Here is a 21,359-nt window from a genome sequence, read left to right on the forward strand (position 1 = left end):
CACCATCGCCAATTAAAATTTATAGCCTACGTTTAACCTGAACTCACGTGGTGGGTAGGGAACATAGGCATAGGTACCAATTGTAGCAGATGACGGCGTAATCCATGCACTTCCGTAATTAAACCTGTTGAATATATTATTCACAATTCCATTTACAGAAAAGCGGGCATTCGACCAGCCAATTCCGCCATCCACACGAAAAACAGGTGCAAGCTCCAGCTTTTGAAGTTCGTATCGGCCAGCTCTCCCTACCTGCAACTGATATCCAGCTGATACCGTTAAACCCTTTATTTGATGAAATGGCAAAAGATAATTCAACCAGGTGTTCTGAATATGTTTAACCCGAAAAGGTGTAACCAATCCTATCCGGGCCACATTGGCATCCCTGGAAATATGGCTATCTGTGTAGGCATAGTTGATTACCGTATTGAGGCCTTTTAAAATTTCTCCTTTCAGATCAAACTCGATCCCCTTGGAAAGGGTCTGCCCCAACTGAGTCTGGATATTGGTGGAAGGATCGCTTACCTTTACATTATCCCTGATAATTCTGTAAACCGAGATTGTGGTATTCCATTTCCCATCCATCCAGTCTTTCTTAAGCCCAGCCTCTATGTTTTCGCCCTTTAGGGGCTTAAATGCCTCACCATTTGTGGTATTAATTCCGCTTTGTGGCGTAAAGGTCTGATCAAAAAGTGCGTATACGGAAAAATCCGGCATCAGCGAATAGCTCAATCCCAACTTTGGCGTAAAAGCTGTATTTTTGGTCTCGCCCAAACTGGTTTTGGTAGGGCTCTTTTGAACGCCTGTCTCACTAAAGGTCAGTCTGGCGGCTACTGTCACGCGCAACCTATTTTCAAACATTGCAAGTTCATCCTGTACATACGCAGCCTGATACGAGATGGACTGCTGATCAGTCGCGATCTCTGATAATGCGCCCGTTCTAACGTTGGCATCAAAGTCAATGCCATATACAGGATGATAAGCATCCAGTGGATAAAGGGTCTGGTTGGCTGTGGGATCACCTGATCCGGAATAGGAAATAAACCTTTTACGGTTGATGTCGATACCACCCAAAAACTGGTGGCGGACCGCACCTGTATTAAATTCGCCGTTGATATAGGGCTGGATTGCAAGCGCATCTGTATTCAAACGCTCATAGGTTGCCCTGCGCATGATCAGATTAGGCTGGGCCGCATTGTAGCGTGAAACAAAGAAATAAGTTCCTTCCAGGTGGTCACGTGCATATGCGGCATTTATTGTAAGGTGCCAGTTTTGGCTAAACGAATTATGATAACTTAAAAAACCGTTGTGCTCAACAGATTTAAATGGTGCCTTATTGGGGTCGTTTATGGTAAAGTCACTGGGCAAGCTCACAAATCCATCGGGCGCAAATACTGTCGAAAAATACTGTTGAAAGCGCTGGGTCTGGAATAGATACTCTGCAGAAACATAGGAGTGATCATTTATATTATATCTGATTACCGGATCCACCACAAGTTTATCGTTGAAATTATACTTCTGGAACGATTCAGACTTTTGCCCGGCAGCATTTAGCCGGTACTGCCATTTATCGGTTCTATCCAGATTGCCGTCCAGATCTGCCGTAACCCTATAAAGGTTAAAACTCCCCGTTGTGAAGCTAATCTGATTGGTATTGCTCCCCATAGGCTGTTTAGTGAGCACATTGTAAGAACCCGCCGGGTCAAAAAGCCCATTGATATAACTTGAGGGGCCTTTTATAAATTCTACACGGCCGATAATGGCGGCATCCTCGGCGCTGGGGCCAGCGTAAATCATCGAAAGATCCAGCCCATTGCGCATCGGGGTTATCTGCGCTCCACGCATAAAAACAGAAGCGTTATACATGTCTGCATTGTTGTTACGAATGGTACCACTAACATTCCGCGTTACGCTTTCGTTAACATTGATAGATTGCTGGTCGGCAATAATACTCTGATCAATCTCCTGAATATTCTGTGGAAGCTGGAGCAGTGGCGTATTAAGTTTCAAAGCAGCTGAAGATTTGTTCAGGTTATACCTGCGGTAATAGCGGGAACTTATTTTTACCTCGTTCAGTTTCTTTGCCGAGGTATCTCCTGTGATTTTAACCAGATCCTTTTGGGGTTTCGTTTTATCCTGGGCCAAAACTCCGGCCGAAAACATAAGTAAACAAAGGCCCGTTAATAGTATGTTTTTCATTTAAATTCTTTTTATGGCTGTAAACTGCGCATCAACAAAAGAGTATCATCTTTCTAATCCGGCAGGTCGCCAATTTATCTCTTGCTTGTTTTATACAAGATCTTTTAGGGTCGTTTAGGTAAACAGGGCCGCTAGCGTTTTTATAATATTTTTTTTAACGCAATTTTGTAGGAAAGCTCGTACATCCCGCGCAAATCTTTTACAATATGCTTTACGCGCTATGCAAAAAGCACAGCAAAGAACATTAGGCCCTGACCAGTAAAAGATTAATTAATAATTGTTGTGTTTATTGCTTCGACTATCTCCGGCGATATCGGCTGTCCAGATAATGATCAGCATCGACCATTACCCTTTTATAGCGACGGTCAATTTTATAGATCTTATCCAGCTCAGTTTTAAAATACCGAACAGATTCAGCTGCATCCTTGCCTGATACATCAGGTTCAAAGTGCTCCATCCATTCCTCCATCTCATGGTTCGCCTTCTCGATATTTACCATTATGGACAGGACCTTAACAGTATCCTTATCACCGATATTTCTATATACCGAATCCAGGGACTTGTACAGTCCATGAGCCAGATCTGCATCCCGCATTACCTTGTCATGAACACTGACCACTTTTGATCGGATTTCCCTATAGTTTTCCTGATTTTTACAGGAAAAAACAAAGACTGTTACCAATAAAATTGCAGGACAAATAACCAAAGATCTCATTTTGAGAAGTCATAAAATAAGCTATACACAAAATTATTTTGGTATCGTCCAAAAAATAGCGGTTTATCTTCCCGGAAGTAGAAAGAGTACCCATGGAGTGGACAATACCCGGATAAGTTTAGACAGACTACAACTTATCGGTATTTAGCAGTTCCACTTTGGTGGTTGGAATATAGTGTAAGTACAGCTAATAGGCCGATCAATCCTAAGAGGGTGATAATTAACAATATTTTTGGGAAAAATAAGAGATAAAAAAATTGGTTGAGTTGGAAGACCCAGAGGATAGGCACTACGCTGATTTTGGCGGTCCTGTTTTTTTTCTTTTTCCTCTGCCTGTTTTAGTTTCTTCATTAGATAACACTTGCCATTGCAGTGCATCCAGGGCCTGTTCTTATTTTCACACAATTTGGCAGCAATCTCCTTTTTATTCACTTCAAATCCGGCGTAAACCAAGTAAACGGCAAAATTTGATCCGATAAGCGCTACCAACAATAATATGACTAAAGACCTTTTAAACATTTCTGTCACAAAGATAGGAGTATAATTTAAAGTGGTTTGGTCAAAATGTTAAAGTTTAGCACATCAAACCTGTGGAAGTGTCATGGATAGGTAAAATGACAGTGATACTCCCAAGTATACATGCCTAAGCGTTCCTCACAATATATTTACCTTAAACCCCCATTTGGGTTTGATACAGCATATACGGTTCGCTGTAATTTCTGCCGACAGGGAGTTTATGGTGATTTAATTGGCAGAAAACATACATGATTAAGGTTGTGCCCCCCGGCTATACACTTAGAACCTTCCCGAAAGCATCAGTCCGGTGCTACCAGGTTGATGGAAGGGCATTAAAGTGAAATTGCCTTCTTTCTTTGTGGTGAACAGGCCTTTCATATAGGGATAAATCAGGTAAGCGATTTTTGTGGAAGCAATACCGAAACCGGCACCGGCCACCACATCGCTAAACCAATGTTTATTGTTGTACATCCTTAGTGTTCCTGTGGCCGTGGCCACAAAATATCCTGCGTAACCGATCCATGGATCTACATCCTTATATTCCTGATGGAGAAATTCTGCTGCCATAAAAGCTGAGGCCGTATGCCCTGAGGGAAAAGAATTTGTACCCGATCCGTCAGGCCGCATTCTGCCCACACCCTGCTTTACAAAATGGGTAGAAACGCCCATAATGGCAGCAGAGGTAACATATAACATGGAGGCATCGAACAGATTGTGTTTTCCTTTTACCCCCGATAGGTTAAGTGCATAAACCGCAGCGGCTGGGGCTAACTGTAAATAATCATCTACATGGGCGGCGAAAAGCGGGTGATCTTCCTGTAATTCAGCCTTGGTGCTCACATCAAGCTGTTTGAGTGCACCATGGTCGTAAACCGCAGCAAAACCATAACCGATCAATACTGCAGGTGCAATAAAGGTAATTGGCCTGAATTTCATCTTCGGCACAGGATTTCCGGCATACCATCTTCCTGCCGTATCGGCCGGAAGGATTGCAGTAGAATCGATAACCTGTGCAGAACAAATAGATATTGTAGTGATAAAAAGTAAGATAGAAAGACGTATTCTGCACATGATCTAGTTTTTAACGGTATTCCCGTTTACATCGAACAAAAGATCTTTACCTTTTACCTCAGCCTCATAATGTATTGTTCCATCGGCTTTTGTAATTTTTGCGGCTTCGGCAATCTTCTTGCCTTTTAGTTTGGCAAGTACGGTTACCGGCAGTTCTGAAGGTTTGATTGTGCTTTCTGTTTCCAGCAGAGTACCGCCCGGTGTATAAACTTCAGAAGTCTCTTTTCCATTGAGGATAAAACCAGCCTCATAATTAGCCTGCTCCATTTCCCATTTTACGTTAGCAGCAGGGTGTGATTTTTTAAAAGCAGCACTAACGGCAGCAGGTACTTTCAGAGCATTGATTTTTTGGGCCTGTGATGAGAAAACTGTTCCTCCCACTAGCAATATAATTACTAAAATCTGTTTCATAGTTTTAATTTTTAATCAAAACTATTCGGCAACTTTGTAGGAATTCTGTAGTTATCTGCCTTAGCCTAAATAAATTGAAAAAAAATGCATGTTTTCGATATGACTGTATTCAATATTGAATCCGTAAAGGTTACAGATCTGTTTGCTGATGGCCAGCCCCAATCCCATTCCCTCAGATTCTGTCGATTTTGAAAAACGGTCGAACATGCGGTTATGGATATTTAAGGTTTTTCCGGTATTTGAAATGGTAAGTTTTTCACTGGTCAATTCAAGCGATATCCTGCCATCGTTTATATTATGCCTTACGGCATTGCTGAAAAGGTTGTTTAAAAGGATATCTGCCAGATAGCGGCTCATGGTTACTTTCCGTTCCGATAGTTTTATTTCTACATTTAATCCGTCCCGTCCAAAAAGTTCCTGAAACTGACGGATTTTTGCTTCGATCATTTCTTTTAAGTCTATTTCCTCGGTATCCGATATCAGGTTGTTTTCGATCTTGGCCAACAGCAAAAGCGATTGATGTAACCTCGAAAGTCTACCTGTGGCTTGATAGATATCTTCCAGTAATGCACCCTGTTGTTCGGTAAAAGACTCTGTTTGCAGGAGCGAATCGAGCTTGGAATTGATCACAGCCAAAGGTGTCATCATTTCGTGCGAAGCATTATCGGTAAAACTTTTCAGTTCTTTATAATCCTGCTTTACTTTCTCGGCCATTGCATTTACCGATTTATTAAGTTCGTTAAACTCATCAATCCGCGTGGGCTCTTCTTTGATGTTATCCATGCGGGTTACCTCAAAAGCCTTCATCCGGTTAAGCACTACATAAAAGGGTTTCCAAAGCCTGTTTAGTACAAAACGGTTAATCAGCAATAGCGAAAAGAGCAGTAACATGGTAATGCCCAGGGTGATCAACAGGATAATCCTTACGAGGTCTTCCGATTCAACACGCGATTTCGTTATGGTAACCACTATTGTTTTTCCATTAAGGTTAACGGTGGTTACCAGACTTCTACCCGGCTCCTGTTCTTTCTCTTTAGGATTTAAGTAAGTGGTATAACTGAATTCGCGTACATCCGTGGTGTCGCCCTTTGGGCTGCTGTAAGAAATCTGCTGATCGAGGTAGGTTGCTGGCAGTGGAAGTTTTTTGTAGGTGTGGGTATATTGCCTGATCTCGTTTTCTTCAACGGCAAGGTCTTTATCAAGTTTGTTTGTCAGAATGAGGTGGATAACCAGGTAATAGATAATCCCGGTAATAATCAGCACGATGATGGAGGTGATGATGTTTACCCTGTTGTAACGGGTGGAGAGTTTCATTGGCTGCTGAATTTATAGCCGATACCATAAACAGAGCGCAGATGGTCTTTTGAACCAGCCTCGCTGAGCTTCTTTTTTAAATTTTTAACGTGAGTATAAATGAAGTCAAAATCATTTGAAAGATCCATTTCATCGCCCCAAAGATGTTCGGCCATTGCGTTTTTGGTTACCACCTTATTCTTGTTGGACAGGAAATACACTAATAGATCGAACTCTTTTTTAGTCAATACAACAGGATGTTCATTTACGGTAGTTTTCATCGCGGCAACATCAACCTTGATCTCATCAAAAATAATCAGGTTGGTTCCTTCAAAGTTTTTTCTCCTCACAATCGCACTTACCCTTGCTTTTAGCTCCGATAGGTGGAATGGCTTTACCAGGTAATCATCTGCACCAAGATCAAGCCCGGCCAAACGGTCATCAAGCGAATGCCTTGCCGAAATAATCAGTACGCCGTCTTTTTTGTTCATGCTTTTCAATCGGGTCAACAGCTCCAGCCCTTCTCCGTCCGGCAGCCCGAGGTCTAACAAAATACAATCGTAATGATATAGTGCTATCTTTTCGGATGCTGTAACGAAGTCGGTTGCAAGCTCACAGATGTTGCCCTCGCCTGTAAAATAGGCAAGGATACTCTCATAGAGTGCCTGTTCATCTTCGATGATCAAAATTTTCATGGTGTAAATTATTAAATTATGCCGGGATTTAAAGTGAAGCTAACCAGCGATGGGTACAAATCCGTATTTTCAACAATTATATATTAACCAATCCGGCCTATCAGTTTTTTTATGTTCAGCATTTTCTTTTCCTGTAATATCTTTTTGCCATAAGCAGTAAAATACTCATGCCGACTGAGCATTTCCAGGTTCAATGTATCCCATGCCAGATCGGTATAAACCAATCCGAGGTTTTCTTCCCATTCACGTTTTAGTCTATCGGCATAGTCCTGATAATCATTTAGCGAAAAATGGTAGAAATCTGCATCACAAATAACCATTTCCAGTTCGTTTTTGGGGTATTGTGGAAACCGGGTAGCCATAATGCATCCGCGCACCAGTTCTGTTCTTTCTCTCGCAAAGCCATTTTCTAAAAGAAATTCTGCAGCAATCTCTGCGCTGGCTTCTTCGTGCCCGACGTATTTTTCGGTATAGCCAAGATCGTGCAAAAACGCCGCAAGAATCACCACCAAACGGTCGGATTTTGAAAGTCCCATGTGGCGGCTTATTAACTGTACACCTTCAACCACCAGTAAGGTATGCTCAAGATTATGGAAATACATTCTTTGCGAAAGCCTGTTCTTCAACTGGTCTTCAACAAATAATTTTACCTTGGTTAATAACTGATCGGCTTTTTTATCCATCTAGATTAAATTAATCCGGCGCAATGATAAAACTCAATTCTGGAGAAAATCTGTAGTGCACATAATTATACTTTGTGCTTACAAATGTTTTTGTACTTCCTAATTGCCTCACAATAACTATGCGATTCAATACAATTTTACTACTGAATTAATGGTTAAATTCCTTTTTACTCCTTAAATTGCTTTAACCTAAAATCTTTAATATGTGGAAATATTATGCAATCTTATCTGCTTTTTTCGCCGCAGCTACTGCAATCCTTGCTAAAATCGGGATCAAAGGCGTCAATGGAAATCTGGCAACGGCGATCCGCACCATTGTTATTCTTTTCATTGCCTGGGGTATCGTGCTGGCCACCGGTGAAATTTCGCAGCTTAAAACACTGAGCAAAAATAACCTGATCTTTTTGGGCCTCTCGGGTGTTGCAACAGGGCTTTCGTGGATTTTTTATTTTAAGGCACTCGAAACCGGAAATGTTTCGAAAGTTGCCCCGATTGATAAACTAAGTGTAGCTATAGCCATGGGGCTTGCTTTTCTGATCCTCAAAGAACCCATTGAGGTAAAAACACTCATTGGCGGTCTTATGATTGTGGCTGGGAGTCTAGTGATCCTGTTATAAACCGGAACAGATCAGATCGATAGTAGTTTTCAGAAGTTCAGATTGTCTTCAGAATTGCTTTATAATTTGCCTTTCGGAAAACTTATAAATTATGAAAAACTACATACGGATATTGAGGCTTTTTTGCCTTGCGCTATTTCTTTGCCCAGAGGATGCAGAAGGACAGGAAAAGCCGATAACCCTTTCAGGACAGATCAGGGATGCAAAAAATAAGAATACACTGCCTTTCGGAAATATACAGTTAAAAAAAGGAACCGATACAAAATTTATTTTGGGTACGGTAAGCAACGAACAGGGCCGGTTTACCCTTAAAGATGTGCCTTCGGGAGAATATATTCTTGAAGTAAGCATGGTGGGCTACCAACGCATCAGCAAAACCTTCAGCGTTGGCATACTAAGCCCTTTTTTAGATCTTGGGAATTTCGATCTTATAGAAGATCCCCAGACCCTGCAAACCATTGAGATAAAGGGAACATCCACATCTGAAGGGATATCCAACAAAATGGATAAAAAAAGCTACGACATTACAAAAAATACAAGCCAATTGGGTGGGTCGGTACTTCAGGCCATGCAGAATCTTCCAGGCGTAACCATTCAGGATGGTAAAGTGCAATTGAGGGGGAATGATAAGGTTGCAGTACTCATTGATGGAAAACAGAATGCCATCACAGGTTTTGGTAGCCAGACCGGGCTTGATAATATCCCGGCATCATCCATAGAGCGGATTGAGATTATAGCAAACCCTTCTTCTAAATTCGATGCCAGCGGAAATGCAGGCATTATCAATATTATATACAAGAAAAACAATCAGGAAGGCTTAAATGGCAAAGTGGGTTTTAACAGCGGTCTTGGATCACTCTGGCTCAGAAAAGAAAACCTACCGGGGATATCGCCGCAGTACCAGGCCACTCCAAAACTTAATCCATCGCTTTCGTTAAACTATAAAAAAAACAAAACCAATATCTTTTTACAGGCGGATTATCTGTACACCCAAACACTGAACAAAAACGAATTTTCTCAGCGCATCTTTGATAGTGGCATGGTACTGAACCAACAGGTAAAAAGAAACCGGACAACGACCTTTACAACCGTAAAAACCGGAGTGGATTATAATCCTGACGAACACAATAGCCTTACGGTATCTGCGTTTTTCAACAGGGAAAAAATCATCGACCTAGGTGATATCCCCTATTTTAATGGAGATTATACGGTACGGAACCGGTTGTGGCAATTTGTAGAGGACGAAGTAAAATATACGGCCACCGGTTCTGCTGTATACCAGCATAAATTTGCCCAGCCAGGACATACCTTAACTACAGGATTTAATTATACCTGGCACAGGGAAGACGAAAAATACAATTTCACTAACATCCTGCCCACTTTTAGCGGCGAAGATGCCTTTAAACTTTTGTCGGACGAACATGTTTCTGATCTTACCATTGATTATGTAAAACCCATGAAACATGGCCGGATTGAAGCCGGACTTAAGTACCGTTATCGGAACATCCCGACCAATATGCAGTTCTTTGCTGGGCTTAATTCGCCCATTGATGTGAACGCTGGAGGCTGGGCAGACTATAGTGAACATATTCCGGCAGTTTATGGAAACTATATTTATGAAACGCCCAAAATCGAACTTGAAGCCGGCCTGAGAATGGAGTATGCCAATATTTACTATGATGTAAACCCCGACCACAATACGTACAAAAGCGACGGTTATGATTACCTCCGCCCTTTTCCAAATCTTCGCTTTGCTTACAAAATCAATACGGACAACAGGATCACTTTCTTTTACAACCAGCGTGTAGACCGTCCAAACGAAGTGGATATCCGTATTTTCCCAAAATATGATGAACCAGAACTGCTCAAGGTAGGTAACCCTACCTTACGCCCACAGTTTACCACTTCGCTGGAACTCGGTTATAAATACAATTGGGACAAAGGTTATCTGTATGGATCAGCTTTTCATAAAATTATTTCGGGCACCATTACCAGGATTGCCACACAGGTTCCTGGAAATACCATCTTGTATAATATTTTCCAGAATGCCGGAAAAAGCTACAATTCGGGAGGGGAACTGCTTTGGCAACAACAGCTCAAGGCCTGGTTTTCCTTCAACCTGAGTGGGACGGTATACCAGAATACCATTGATGCATTTAGCGTAGAAAACAGATACCCCGTACCCACTCAATATAGCATGACCAAGGAATCCTTAGTATCCGGGAATGTGAAATTCAATGCCCAGTTTAAGTTAAAAGGCGATACCGATATCCAACTTTCTATGGCCTACCTGGCGCCGGACATTATTCCCCAGGGAAAAATCGGCTCAAGGTTCTCAACAGATCTTGGAATTAAAAAGCAGATCCAGAAAGGAAAAGGTGAACTGTTTTTAAACGGCAACGACATTTTTAATACGCTGAAAATCAAAAAAGAGATTACTGGCAACGGATTCAGGCTAAACAGTACCGATTATTATGAAACCCAGGTATTCAGGATGGGTTACAGTTATAAGTTTTAATCTAATTCTGGAATATCGAATATCAGTGTTATGGTATGCGATATTCCAGAAATACAAACCCTCGGGCGGTTTATTATCTTTCCCCGTTTTCTTCGATAATCCGCAAGGACTTCCCATTGAGCGTTACGGTTGCTTCATTGGAAAGATGATATTCACTTTTGGTGATCTTCGGATCCAGTAGCTCAAGTTTTCCTGACCCGGGAATTTTGAATACTGCGTTGCCAAAAGTTCCAGAATGCAACTGTAGGGATGAAACACCTTTTCCATGCGCACCGATCAATGCGTTCAGACTACCAACAGAGATACTATCCAGAACAGCGGAGGAAGAAATACCCAGATCGACATCCATTGAATCCTGTCTAAATCCACTGATACCTATTTGACCGAAAAGCCGTGCATGCTCCCATTTCTCACCGGTTCTAAAATACGGCTTTGTGCTGATCCGCTCAAGATTGTCAAGAACAATGACCAGATCATCGTTATAGACCATAAAATCTGCCCGCTTAGCCTCATCGCTCAGGTCGATCTTTAAACTACCTTGCTCAACACTCCAGATCACCTTATCCTTGGCGCGCGCACTTAGGTAAATGCCGCTATTTTTCCCCTGACGGATATAACATGTAATTTTATTCGAGCAGTCGAGTTCAATCTTTGAAACCTTGTTTATCTGATTATAGCTAAGCCCATAAAATGGATTTTTATAATCCCCGTTTCGGTATGAAGCTTTTAAGGTAAAATTATATACAGTTAGCGAGATCAGTATGATAGCTATAGCCGAAATGATCATAATATTGCTGTTTTTCATATTTGTTTGGATTGGTTCATGGTTTTCTTATAGGATTCGAACTGTGCGCCGATCTCCTCAATGGTAATCCCCAGCAGGTACATATTCTTGAGCAGTTCCGGCAGGTCCTGTCCCATGAAACGTTCCTTACTGAAGCTCCTTATTTTTTCAATGGCATCACTATGGATGAAGAAACCGATCCCTCTTTTATTTGAGATCACCTCTCTTGACTGCAGTATCTCATAGGCCCTCACCACCGTATGGGGGTTTACCTGAAGATCAGATGCCAGTTCCCTAACTGAAGGGATCTTCTGTTCCGGCAGCCATTTGCCCAGCATGATATGCTCGGTAACGAAATTTGCCACCTGGGAATAAATTGCTTCGTTTTCTCTAAACTCCATATTATACCTGCTTCTCCTTCAATCTAAAATAGCTTCCCAACCACAACAGGCCACAGACCAATACGAGTGAAGCAAACACCACAGCATCGCCCAAATGATCTCTCCTGATAAACCAAAAATGGCCCGCTTCAGTGATTCCGACCGAACTGAACGGGATACCCTTGTCTACCTTGAAACCAAAAATCCAGTTTAACAGCATGGTATTAAAAACACTCAGAAACAGGATAAATAAGAAAAAAAGAAAAGCAGTTTTGATAAAATGGAGCCTTTCAAAGTATATTGCCCCGATAAAACAGATCGCCTGAAGAACGGCAAACTGTGGAAATGCAATCCAGAACGGATCGTCGGTTGAAAATATATTCACCATATTGTTCTTATCTGAAATACCGACATTGCCCGCATATAGCACAATATAATCTACGGCGTAAAAGCAGCCGACATACACCAGCTGAAAAACAACAAAAGAATAAAGCCAGGCGACCAGATATTTCTCCAGATGAGATACGGGAAGGGTTAGAATGGGTATGGCCTTCTTTCTGCTACCAAGATCTGCAAAGATCATACTGGTAAATATCGTTCCAGAAAAGATCATGATGTTAAGAAAAATAATGCCCTGTTGAAATACACCTATATGGCCATCGCTGGTATAAGTAATAAAACTAAGGATGAGGGTGAGTACCCCGATCAGAACCCCTATTGACATCAGGTAGGTCTTGTAATTTTCGGCACTATGTTTTTTGAAAAGTGCGATAAACCGCTTCCAATTAAATATATCGTTCATATCCTGTTATTTTAAATGTTGTAAAATTAAATTTTCTCCATTAACAACCGCATTAAATAGCAGTTCCATATCCACCTTACCATACTGCTCATCGGTGTTGATACTGATGGTATTGGTACCGATCATATTATCTTCAGCGTAGAGTATCCTATCTGGGTTTGCCCTTCCGGCCGAACTAAAGAGCAAACGCTCCCCGATTACATCTAAAGGAAGGTTTACTACGATCTCTTTATTATGGAGCACAAGAAGGGTATCGATCAGACTGTCCAGATCCCTCACCTGATGAGTCGAGATAATGATGCACCGCTCATCAGAGAGTGCTGAGGAAATAACCTTTCTGAACTGGACCTTTGAGGGAATATCAAGTCCATTGGTCGGCTCATCCATGATCAAAAGAGATGTATTTGTTGCCAGGCCAAAAGAAATCATCATTTTTTTCTGTTGTCCAAAAGAAAGCTTGCTTAGGTTCTCCTCTCTGTCTACATCAAACTCCGACAGCAGTTTATAAAAATACGTACGATCAAAGGCCGGATAAAAGTGTGCCGTCCGGGCAACAAAAGACTCCGTACTTAGCGATGGCATGTGTACCTCTTCTGGAATAAAAAAAAGCCCCTGAAGAAAAGAAGGCTGGCGCCTGGCTGCAATTTTACCGTTGACCATACATTTCCCCTCAAAAGGAAAGGCAAGCCCCGCTATATTTTTGAGCAATGTAGATTTTCCAGCACCATTTTTTCCCAAAAGCCCATAGATGTGCCCTTTTTCAAGTTTCAGGTTCAATTTTTTAAGTAATGTGGATTTTTTAGAATATCCAAAACTCAGGTCAATGATCTCTATCATAATGAAGATATTTTTAGTATATCACTGTATCACTTATGTAACACACTACAAAAGTAAATTTAAATCCGGTATTTCAAAATATTTTATTCAATTTTTTATGTTTAGCGGCCAGGGCTAATTAAGCGCATTCAATTCCCTTACCTACTCTTAACTAAAACTATTCCTTGCAACCCGCAATTGAAAACAACATTCACTATTTACTTTCATGGTTACCAGCAGGATAACCCAATTCTTAAAGTTTAGTATAAAAATAATTTCACATACATTGAACTTCTACGTATATTTGAAAAAACATTTTTATGCTATCAAAGGAGCTAACTGCAGCATCATCTATCCCCATAATCCTTTCAACCCTTATTGAAGGCGAGAGTTATGGCTATGAGATCATCAAAAAAATAAAAGAGGCCTCAAACGGAAAGGTCCTATATTCCGATGGAACCCTATATCCGGTACTGAGAAAGCTGGAGGACAAAGAGCTCATCCGATCGGAATGGCGGATTGCCGAAAATCAAAAGAGACGACGGTATTATACCATTACAGATAAAGGAATAACACAGCTGAAGGAAGAAAAACTGAGCTGGGAATTTATGAACGGACTTTTAAATACATTATGGGCACCACTTCCGCTTACCTCAGTTTAAAGATTGCTGAATGGCAATCAAATCTTATCAAGACATCACTTACCCCCGACGATAGGGAAGAACTAACTAACCATCTTGATGATGTGATAACAGAGCTCACCGAACTGGGACTGAGCGATGAAGAAGTGTGGGCAGTTGCCGTAAAACGTCTCGGATCGGTTTCAGCGATTGAGTCTGAATTTGAAAAGGTCAATCCGGACATGCCGTTCAGAAAAAATGGGCTTCTGATGGTATACGGAGCCGTCATTATGCTCTTTCTGCAATCTTTTTTTATTATAGTTCCTGCATTTATCTTTAGAGCCAATCAAGAAAAAAATACGGATCAGCTCTTTCTTGGCATCAGACTGTGGCCCATGGTTTTTAATATACTGATCATAGTCCTGATCAGCATTATACTTATCTTTATTTTTAAAGGAAAGGTTTTGGCAAGGGCCTTAAGCAAACTTACAGGTAAGCTAAATATATTATCTGCATTTATCTCTGTAGTGGTAATTGTTGCTTCTGCCTTTTTTACTATTCAGCTCATCGGATTAAGCAAAACAGATAAGCTCCATTCGGTAGCACCAAAATTTAAAATGCTTACCCAGTTGTTCTATCTGGGGCTGATTGGCCTCATCGGGTATTTTCTTTTGATCGGAAACAACAGAAATGTACGTACCCTATTATCTTTTAACAGGAAGTTACACTGGAAAGTTTCATTGCTGCTCGGTGGGATTACCTGCCTTGCTGTTATCTTTAGCTACACCTACCGCCTGGCTTATCTCCCGTTGATTATCGGATGCCCCTTATTTGCCGTTCTTGGATGGATGGTGAGTTTTTCTGAGAAAAAAGGTATAAACCTGTTTTGCTGCCAGCTGTTTTTAATGCTGTTCCTGTTCTCTGAACTTAGTGGCCGTTACAGTGAAATGTTTACCAAATACTACTTCGTTATACTCGTTTTCTTGCTGATGGGCGCATTTTATCAAAAAGCATTTGGTTACTTGTCCAGGTTATTTAGCAATGTCTGAAAGTAATAAACTTCGTAAATGGTTTCTTAGGTCAAAAAATCAAGATAGCGGTGACCATGGTGAAATGTCTTTTTTTGCTCACCTGGATGTACTCCGTAAACATCTGATCAGATCGGCCCTTGTGATAGCTTTAACAACAATCTGGGCCTTTTGTTATTATGATTTCGTTTTCGACAAGATAATCCTAGGCCCAAAAAAGGCTGATTTCCCAACCTACAGGATAATGTGCTGGATCAGTGACCGTTTTAACTTAGGTACCAGCTATTGCCTTAAAGAGATCAGCTTCAAGATCATCAATACCGAAATGGCCGGACAGTTCAATCTTCAGCTCAATTCATCGGTTATTGTCGGGATTATATTGGGTTTTCCTTATCTTTTGTTCGAGCTATGGCTCTTTATCAAACCGGCCCTACATTTAAGAGAGAGAAAAGCAGCAAGAGGTTTTGTTTTTTATGCTACCCTGCTTTTTCTTCTGGGCATTTTGTTTGGCTACTACATTATTGCTCCTTACTCGATACGTTTTCTTGTGGGCTTCCATGTGAGCGAAGTAATCGAAAACCAGATCACCATCGATTCCTATCTGTCATCAATTGTTACCCTTACTCTTGGAACGGGAATTATTTTTGAAATGCCCATCGTTGTATTAATTCTTTCAGGATTGGGCCTGCTAACACCTAAACTGATGCGAAGTTCCAGAAGGTACGCGGTTGTAATCATGTTGATTATTGCAGCGGTAGTTACCCCTACCCCTGATATACAGACCATGCTGATTGTATTCTTGCCGTTGATGATACTTTATGAGATCAGTATCATGGTAGCGGTACGGGTTGAACGGAAAAACATGCAGGCTCAGGGATAGGCATTACTACCAACCTCGTATTTACCTGTCTCACTATTGGCGGACCTGTAATTATGCTATTACAATGAATATTGGCTCAGCAAGAAAATGGATTCTTCAGTTTTGCAACAGAATCTACGGTGATATTTGTGTTATATTATAATTCATATTCATGCGATACCTTTTAACTGTACTTTTCCTTATAACTTTATCTAATACCTTATTTGCACAAACCAATCCCGGAAAGGGAAAAATTTCCGGAACAGTTATCGATGCCACTACAAAAGAGCCAATTGATTTTGCGACCGTCACCATTTTCAAAACAGGAACAAAAACTGTGGTCAACGGCATCAGTTCTAATGCTCAGGGAAACTTTACGGTTTCTGGTCTTGCAAACGGTGTATATAAAGTTGCTGTAGATTTTATAGGTTACAAAGAAAAAATCTTCGATCCGGTAACCATCAGTGCAACATCATCCAATATTCATCTTGGTACTACTTTATTGGTTTCTACGGTAGATCAGTTGCAATCTGTAACGGTTACAGCCAAAACGCCCATTATAGAGAACAAGATCGACAAAACCGTTTACAATACCGCTAACGATCTTACCGCACAGAACGGTGTGGCTTTGGATGTGTTAAAAAAAGTTCCGATGGTAAGTGTTGATATCGATGGAAATGTGGAACTGCAGGGAAGTGGAAGCGTCCGTTTTTTAATCAATGGCAAGCCCTCCAGTATTTTTGGTGCCAGCCTTGCTGATGCGCTGCAGTCGATTCCCGCCAGTCAGATCAAAAGTGTAGAAGTGATTACCAGTCCGGGTGCGAAATATGATGCCAGTGGCACAGGGGGGATCATCAATATCGTATTAAAAGATAATAAATTCCAGGGCATGAACGGAAGTGTCAATGTTTCTGCCGGAACAAGATTGGAAAACGGATCGGTAAACCTGAATGTAAAAAAAGGAAATTTTGGTGTTGGTGTTTTCTTTAGTGGGAACAAACAGTTCAACACGGTTACAAAAAGTTCACTTGACCGCCTTTCCTATAATAATACCAGAGATACGATTAACAGGTTTTTTCAGGACGGAAGCAACCCTACCAAAAGAGGGAGCTACCAGACTGGCATCAATCTGAACTGGAGCATTACACCTAAGGATGAAGTCACAGCTACCTTTGGTTACAATCATTTCAATAATAACGGAAGTGGGGTTACCAACCAAAACCAACAATACCTGCTTGCCTCATCTGGGCTTTTGTTATCCAATATCCAGAGCACCAGAAATTCGGTCAGTAATTTTAACGCCAACTCAACCGATATTAGTTTAGCCTACAAAAAAAGTTTCAAAAAAGGAGGTCATGAACTGGATTTTCTCTATAATTCGAGTTTTGGAAACAACACCGTTCGTACTTCACAAACCTCTGCCTACCTGAACGGCAATTATCCAACAACCGGATTACAGAGCTCGAACCCTGGTAAAGAAAATGAGACCGAACTTTCTGTTAACTACACTTTGCCTGTAAGCAAAAAACTCACAATTGAAAGCGGAGTAAAAATGAATATAGACGACCTGAACAATAATGTGGTTACGGATACTTTAACCACAAACGGATCGTATATTAACAATGCCAACCAAACCTATGGCTTTAATTATAAGAGGAATGTATATTCGGCCTACCTATCGGCTTCTTTTTCACTTTTTAAAGATTTTATTACGGGCAAGACGGGACTTAGGTATGAACGTACTGGAAAAGTAGCAGATTTCTCCGGTGCAGAAATAGCCGGATACAATACTTTTGCCCCATCTTTTACCCTTCAGCATAAACTCGATGATTCGCAATCTATCAAACTCTCTTATACCTATAGAATCGAAAGACCAGATTATGGTGACCTCAACCCATTTTACAATATCAGCGATCCGCATAATATGAGTACCGGAAATCCACTGTTGAAGCCTGAAATCGGCAATAACTTTGAATTGGGTTACAGCAAAAACTTTAAAAACGGAGCAAACATTTATTTTGCTGGATATTTCAGGAGAAATACCGATGATATGCAGCAGCTTACCACCTATTATGACGTATTGACCATCAATGATATCGATTATTCTGCTGTTTCACTTACCCAAAGATTCAATCTGGGCACGCAGACAAGCATTGGCGCGAGTTTATTTGCTTCGGTACCTATAACCAAAAAATTGAACCTGCGCACCAACATACAGGCAGGCAACAGAGACAATGTATCGCCTGGCCTGGCAAGTGTTAGTGCATTTGCCTACAGAACCAACCTAAATGCAAGTTATGAGCTTCGCAATAATCTTTTGGCAGAAGTTTTTGGAAATTATAATTCATCACAAAAAAACTTAAGGAGTACAAGACCCTCAGTATTCAACTATAGTATCGCGATAAGAAAACAGTTTCTCAACAAAAATGCGAGTATCGGTTTAACAGGAGTAAATCCTTTCAACCGGAATCTCACGCAGAGACAGACCAGCTTTGGCCCAAATTTCGATCAGACAAGCCTTAGGTTTGTTCCTGTACGGTCCTTTGGGTTAACATTATCCTATAAATTTGGCAAGCTACAGTTTAAAAAAGATTCGAAAGAAGACAATGGGCCGCAGCTGCCCGATGTTGGCGGGGGAAAATAGTTTTAAGGCCGTAGTCTCCCAAAAAAGCAGCTAACTATTTGAGAAAAAATACAAAAAGGAAAAAATACTGATTAGCAGAGAACCGTTGGCATAGGGCTTTGTTTAAACGGTTCTCCGGCTTTCGCTCTTAATTGCTAGGTGCTTAAGGAATTGTAATTGTCTCAAGTTCTACAACATGTGCACTAAAAAAGCCAAGTGCTCCACCACTGACATTACTTACCAGATTGGCGGGAGCTGCCCGGTCGGCAGAACTGCTGGCATTGAAAAGGCTAAATAAATAGGTGTATACCGGAGCCTCAACGCCATGCATTTCTACAGTAAGCCTGTCACCCTTAACAAGTCCTTACTATGATCTTTTCCTTACTATGATCTTTTGTCCTGTTTTAAAAGACAAGGTATTCGTTGATCTCCTTATCGGAAGTAAACTCATCACTGAAAACCTCAATTTCACTATATTGATTGTGATTATGACTCGTCGTATATTTACTTGTCGTTTGGTGGCAGATATTATCAATCGTATCATCAAACCTTCGAACTGAACTCCACAGATTTTCACCAAAAGCAACGAAGAACCTCAAAAGTAGCCTACCCATTTCGGGTCAAATGGTCATAACTTGATTGCCTCCTAATTTGTGGAAGACAGAGACATATTAAGTTTATGGTCGGGGGCCTTGCCAAAGTGGCTAGTGTACCATTCAATCAGTTTAGGAGATTTAAACTGGTTATTTCCATTTATTCCTCTAATAAAACGTTTGGCAGATTTAGTTCCATTTTCCCCTTCCATGGCTTGATAAAGAACATAATCCACAATAATTTTATCATCTGGCTTGGGGCCTTTGTAAGCCAAAATTGCTCCATCCTTCCCGATGATGAACGGTGCCGGATCGCCGATCGCCAAAATTTTATGGAATTTGGCAGACGAAACATCAGCACCTAATTTATTGGTTGATGAGGTATCTGAACCTACATATAGACTGGCAAAAATTACGTCGGAATATTTAGCAAAGCGTTCCTTTAGCAACCGGTATGATTTTTCCTGCTGAACTGAGAGTTTCTTATTTCCCCAAACATATAGATAGACCGTTTTTCCCCTGTATAAGCTGCCAAATGAGTGATTACTTCCATCAGCATCCACAATTTGTATATCAGAAATATAAGTATCGGTATAATCATTATAGTCTTTAACCAAAAGTTTGGCGATTCCTTTCACCATCATTGTGCAGGAACTACCAAGGACACAAAGGGCAATAATAAACAAGTAAGTATATTTCTTCATCTTCTTTAAAGCTTGTTTGACGCTGGTAACGTGTATTTGAATTAGTTTATATAGGAGAGACGACAAGAATTGATCGAAGGTTGCATCAACATTCTAAAATATTTTTATCAATGACTATTAGAAACGGTGCGAGACTTATTTTGAAATCTTCAACTCTGATTTACGCTTCAAATCATCAACAAAAAAGTTCGTTAAAGATCTCGTTAAGAGCACCAAAAATTTAACATGTGATATATTTAATAAACTATTCAATGTATGTTTTTAAACGAAAACGATTAGAGCAGATAATATTGATTAAAAAAAATCTGATTTTGAAAACGTCTTTTAAAATGTATGATAATTTAATACCTTTTAAACAAAAAATTTGCAAGAAAAATAGAGGTGAGTTTTTGGCGACCTAATGCCAAATACGATTTTAACTTCCTTAAAAACAAATAATTAAAACCAAAGGTCCTACACCCTTTCATTCCACCCTAAATTTAATAAAGGAATCTTGTCCTTCGCAACAGGGATAGCAGCGGATACCGGCCTGTGGTTAAGGCCTGAAGGCGTATGAGCGGATAGCCCGGCAGTTGCCAAAAAAAATATAAAGCGGCTATCAAAATTAGACAACCGGGCATAAAACAAAAAACTTCGACACTTGCCCAGGTCTACGCACATATATTTGAATGACTGTATGCCAAACGAAAAGCCACTGATCTATACCAGTGGCTTTATTTCCCAAAACAGTCTCCTGTTTATTTTGCGCTGTTCTTTTTCTCCGTAACCTCAGCCCTGATCTCTTGGGCAAGGTTTTTAAGGTCTTGCATTGCTTTACGTACACGTGTACCGGCTGCTGCATTTCCACCATCATAAAATTTCGTCACATCAGCCTCAACTGAAGCGATTACTTCCTGTACCTGTTTGAATTTGTCCATAACTGTTTTTTAAGGGGCCAAAGGGCCCGGATATAATTATTTTGTCCTTGGAAACCGTGTTCCAGCCCCAAAACTAAACATTTAAGCGGGAAAGCAAAAAAAAGAACTATTGAAAACCAAGATGCCCGGCTTCACTGCTTACCCCTATCGCATTGGCTCTCCACAGGATAAAGCCCAGCCTGCCGCAGCATTCCGCAACAAAATACTCGATATCCGCAGGTACATCATTCACGATACGGTAGCGGATTTTGTATTTCGGGTTATAGCTGATATAGACAACCAGATCATCGTCTGAAAATCCCCTGCCTGACAAAGGCTTGAAATGGGCTTCCTGTAATTCCTTTGCGGTCCGGACCAAACGGTCGTTCATTACTTTGGCCAATGCTTTTTCAGGCTTAAAATCTGTCTCTAAAATAGCCAGTACGGTTACGGTCATCAGGCAAAAATAGACAGATTAGGCACATTGACAAATGCTTTAGGATAAGCAACTGAAAATCAGGCAAAATATTTTTTCA

The 21,359-nt window shown here is 40.8% G+C and carries 21 protein-coding genes; 6 read left to right on the plus strand and 15 right to left on the minus strand.

The features are described 5' to 3' along the window. Window positions 1-12: 12 nt before the first annotated feature. The 7 genes from AC1DNH_RS08605 to AC1DNH_RS08635 form a co-directional block, all read right to left on the minus strand. Window positions 13-2,199: a TonB-dependent siderophore receptor gene (locus AC1DNH_RS08605; protein ID WP_477607456.1), complete on the minus strand. Its 2,187-nt coding sequence runs from the start codon at window positions 2,197-2,199 to the stop codon at window positions 13-15. 298 nt (window positions 2,200-2,497) lie between these two features. After that, window positions 2,498-2,914, minus strand: a complete 417-nt coding sequence (locus tag AC1DNH_RS08610) for a hypothetical protein (protein WP_057935007.1) — start codon at window positions 2,912-2,914, stop codon at window positions 2,498-2,500. Between the two features lie 795 nt (window positions 2,915-3,709). Further along, the gene (locus tag AC1DNH_RS08615) at window positions 3,710-4,501 is read right to left on the minus strand and encodes a phosphatase PAP2 family protein (protein ID WP_057935009.1); all 792 of its coding nucleotides are present in this window, start codon (window positions 4,499-4,501) and stop codon (window positions 3,710-3,712) included. Between the two features lie 3 nt (window positions 4,502-4,504). Further along, entirely contained in the window at window positions 4,505-4,912 is a 408-nt protein-coding gene (locus tag AC1DNH_RS08620) for a hypothetical protein (protein ID WP_057935010.1), read from the minus strand. Between the two features lie 60 nt (window positions 4,913-4,972). After that, window positions 4,973-6,226 (minus strand): sensor histidine kinase, encoded by a 1,254-nt coding sequence (locus AC1DNH_RS08625; RefSeq protein ID WP_057935011.1) that lies wholly within the window; start codon window positions 6,224-6,226, stop codon window positions 4,973-4,975. Beyond that, window positions 6,223-6,900, minus strand: coding sequence for a response regulator transcription factor (locus AC1DNH_RS08630; RefSeq protein ID WP_057935012.1), 678 nt, complete (start codon window positions 6,898-6,900; stop codon window positions 6,223-6,225). The genes AC1DNH_RS08625 and AC1DNH_RS08630 overlap by 4 nt, the downstream gene beginning before the upstream one ends. Before the next feature lie 83 nt (window positions 6,901-6,983). Beyond that, on the minus strand, window positions 6,984-7,583 hold the full coding sequence (locus AC1DNH_RS08635) for an HD domain-containing protein (protein ID WP_477578119.1): 600 nt from the start codon (window positions 7,581-7,583) through the stop codon (window positions 6,984-6,986). Window positions 7,584-7,786: 203 nt separating this feature from the next. Between AC1DNH_RS08635 and AC1DNH_RS08640 the strand changes: the two genes are divergently transcribed. Next, entirely contained in the window at window positions 7,787-8,200 is a 414-nt protein-coding gene (locus AC1DNH_RS08640) for an EamA family transporter (RefSeq protein WP_057935014.1), read from the plus strand. A gap of 91 nt (window positions 8,201-8,291) precedes the next feature. Next, window positions 8,292-10,718 carry a TonB-dependent receptor gene (locus AC1DNH_RS08645; protein WP_477578117.1) on the plus strand — a complete coding sequence of 809 codons (2,427 nt, stop codon included), beginning with the start codon at window positions 8,292-8,294 and terminating at the stop codon, window positions 10,716-10,718. A gap of 73 nt (window positions 10,719-10,791) precedes the next feature. Here AC1DNH_RS08645 and AC1DNH_RS08650 read toward each other — a convergent pair whose 3' ends face one another. The 4 genes from AC1DNH_RS08650 to AC1DNH_RS08665 are packed head-to-tail and all read right to left on the minus strand — an operon-like array spanning window position 10,792 to window position 13,521. Beyond that, the gene (locus AC1DNH_RS08650; protein ID WP_057935016.1) at window positions 10,792-11,523 is read right to left on the minus strand and encodes a GIN domain-containing protein; all 732 of its coding nucleotides are present in this window, start codon (window positions 11,521-11,523) and stop codon (window positions 10,792-10,794) included. Then, the gene (locus tag AC1DNH_RS08655; protein ID WP_057935017.1) at window positions 11,520-11,903 is read right to left on the minus strand and encodes a GntR family transcriptional regulator; all 384 of its coding nucleotides are present in this window, start codon (window positions 11,901-11,903) and stop codon (window positions 11,520-11,522) included. Before AC1DNH_RS08655 ends, AC1DNH_RS08650 begins: the two co-directional genes overlap by 4 nt. A 1-nt stretch (window position 11,904) precedes the next feature. Continuing rightward, entirely contained in the window at window positions 11,905-12,684 is a 780-nt protein-coding gene (locus tag AC1DNH_RS08660; RefSeq protein ID WP_057935018.1) for a hypothetical protein, read from the minus strand. Between the two features lie 6 nt (window positions 12,685-12,690). After that, window positions 12,691-13,521 (minus strand): ATP-binding cassette domain-containing protein, encoded by an 831-nt coding sequence (locus AC1DNH_RS08665; protein ID WP_057935019.1) that lies wholly within the window; start codon window positions 13,519-13,521, stop codon window positions 12,691-12,693. Between the two features lie 299 nt (window positions 13,522-13,820). Here AC1DNH_RS08665 and AC1DNH_RS08670 point away from each other — a divergent pair, with 299 nt between their 5' ends. The 4 genes from AC1DNH_RS08670 (at window position 13,821) to AC1DNH_RS08685 (ending at window position 18,651) form a co-directional block, all read left to right on the plus strand. Further along, window positions 13,821-14,162, plus strand: a complete 342-nt coding sequence (locus AC1DNH_RS08670) for a PadR family transcriptional regulator (RefSeq protein ID WP_057935020.1) — start codon at window positions 13,821-13,823, stop codon at window positions 14,160-14,162. Further along, on the plus strand, window positions 14,132-15,169 hold the full coding sequence (locus AC1DNH_RS08675; protein ID WP_057935021.1) for a permease prefix domain 1-containing protein: 1,038 nt from the start codon (window positions 14,132-14,134) through the stop codon (window positions 15,167-15,169). Before AC1DNH_RS08670 ends, AC1DNH_RS08675 begins: the two co-directional genes overlap by 31 nt. Before the next feature lie 64 nt (window positions 15,170-15,233). Next, window positions 15,234-16,028 (plus strand): twin-arginine translocase subunit TatC, encoded by a 795-nt coding sequence (tatC, locus tag AC1DNH_RS08680; RefSeq protein ID WP_245224610.1) that lies wholly within the window; start codon window positions 15,234-15,236, stop codon window positions 16,026-16,028. Window positions 16,029-16,179: 151 nt separating this feature from the next. Next, window positions 16,180-18,651 (plus strand): TonB-dependent receptor domain-containing protein, encoded by a 2,472-nt coding sequence (locus AC1DNH_RS08685; protein WP_057935023.1) that lies wholly within the window; start codon window positions 16,180-16,182, stop codon window positions 18,649-18,651. 142 nt (window positions 18,652-18,793) lie between these two features. Here AC1DNH_RS08685 and AC1DNH_RS08690 read toward each other — a convergent pair whose 3' ends face one another. The 4 genes from AC1DNH_RS08690 to AC1DNH_RS08705 form a co-directional block, all read right to left on the minus strand. Then, the gene (locus tag AC1DNH_RS08690; protein WP_157258301.1) at window positions 18,794-18,961 is read right to left on the minus strand and encodes a hypothetical protein; all 168 of its coding nucleotides are present in this window, start codon (window positions 18,959-18,961) and stop codon (window positions 18,794-18,796) included. 315 nt (window positions 18,962-19,276) lie between these two features. Then, entirely contained in the window at window positions 19,277-19,927 is a 651-nt protein-coding gene (locus tag AC1DNH_RS08695) for a hypothetical protein (protein ID WP_157258303.1), read from the minus strand. A 737-nt stretch (window positions 19,928-20,664) separates the two neighbouring features. Next, entirely contained in the window at window positions 20,665-20,844 is a 180-nt protein-coding gene (locus AC1DNH_RS08700) for a hypothetical protein (RefSeq protein WP_057935026.1), read from the minus strand. Between the two features lie 106 nt (window positions 20,845-20,950). Then, window positions 20,951-21,280: a hypothetical protein gene (locus tag AC1DNH_RS08705; RefSeq protein WP_057935027.1), complete on the minus strand. Its 330-nt coding sequence runs from the start codon at window positions 21,278-21,280 to the stop codon at window positions 20,951-20,953. Between the last annotated feature and the right edge of the window lie 79 nt (window positions 21,281-21,359).

The sequence above is a fragment of the Pedobacter sp. 01N310 genome (genome assembly GCF_056399805.1).

Bases quoted from the DNA above. Each gene is read 5' to 3' on its own strand.
- AC1DNH_RS08605 (WP_477607456.1), bottom strand. From the start codon at position 2,199: ATGAAAAACATACTATTAACGGGCCTTTGTTTACTTATGTTTTCGGCC.
- AC1DNH_RS08610 (WP_057935007.1), bottom strand. From the start codon at position 2,914: ATGAGATCTTTGGTTATTTGTCCTGCAATTTTATTGGTAACAGTCTTT.
- AC1DNH_RS08615 (WP_057935009.1), bottom strand. From the start codon at position 4,501: ATGTGCAGAATACGTCTTTCTATCTTACTTTTTATCACTACAATATCT.
- AC1DNH_RS08620 (WP_057935010.1), bottom strand. From the start codon at position 4,912: ATGAAACAGATTTTAGTAATTATATTGCTAGTGGGAGGAACAGTTTTC.
- AC1DNH_RS08625 (WP_057935011.1), bottom strand. From the start codon at position 6,226: ATGAAACTCTCCACCCGTTACAACAGGGTAAACATCATCACCTCCATC.
- AC1DNH_RS08630 (WP_057935012.1), bottom strand. From the start codon at position 6,900: ATGAAAATTTTGATCATCGAAGATGAACAGGCACTCTATGAGAGTATC.
- AC1DNH_RS08635 (WP_477578119.1), bottom strand. From the start codon at position 7,583: ATGGATAAAAAAGCCGATCAGTTATTAACCAAGGTAAAATTATTTGTT.
- AC1DNH_RS08640 (WP_057935014.1), top strand. From the start codon at position 7,787: ATGTGGAAATATTATGCAATCTTATCTGCTTTTTTCGCCGCAGCTACT.
- AC1DNH_RS08645 (WP_477578117.1), top strand. From the start codon at position 8,292: ATGAAAAACTACATACGGATATTGAGGCTTTTTTGCCTTGCGCTATTT.
- AC1DNH_RS08650 (WP_057935016.1), bottom strand. From the start codon at position 11,523: ATGAAAAACAGCAATATTATGATCATTTCGGCTATAGCTATCATACTG.
- AC1DNH_RS08655 (WP_057935017.1), bottom strand. From the start codon at position 11,903: ATGGAGTTTAGAGAAAACGAAGCAATTTATTCCCAGGTGGCAAATTTC.
- AC1DNH_RS08660 (WP_057935018.1), bottom strand. From the start codon at position 12,684: ATGAACGATATATTTAATTGGAAGCGGTTTATCGCACTTTTCAAAAAA.
- AC1DNH_RS08665 (WP_057935019.1), bottom strand. From the start codon at position 13,521: ATGATAGAGATCATTGACCTGAGTTTTGGATATTCTAAAAAATCCACA.
- AC1DNH_RS08670 (WP_057935020.1), top strand. From the start codon at position 13,821: ATGCTATCAAAGGAGCTAACTGCAGCATCATCTATCCCCATAATCCTT.
- AC1DNH_RS08675 (WP_057935021.1), top strand. From the start codon at position 14,132: ATGGGCACCACTTCCGCTTACCTCAGTTTAAAGATTGCTGAATGGCAA.
- tatC (WP_245224610.1), top strand. From the start codon at position 15,234: ATGTCTTTTTTTGCTCACCTGGATGTACTCCGTAAACATCTGATCAGA.
- AC1DNH_RS08685 (WP_057935023.1), top strand. From the start codon at position 16,180: ATGCGATACCTTTTAACTGTACTTTTCCTTATAACTTTATCTAATACC.
- AC1DNH_RS08690 (WP_157258301.1), bottom strand. From the start codon at position 18,961: ATGCATGGCGTTGAGGCTCCGGTATACACCTATTTATTTAGCCTTTTC.
- AC1DNH_RS08695 (WP_157258303.1), bottom strand. From the start codon at position 19,927: ATGAAGAAATATACTTACTTGTTTATTATTGCCCTTTGTGTCCTTGGT.
- AC1DNH_RS08700 (WP_057935026.1), bottom strand. From the start codon at position 20,844: ATGGACAAATTCAAACAGGTACAGGAAGTAATCGCTTCAGTTGAGGCT.
- AC1DNH_RS08705 (WP_057935027.1), bottom strand. From the start codon at position 21,280: ATGACCGTAACCGTACTGGCTATTTTAGAGACAGATTTTAAGCCTGAA.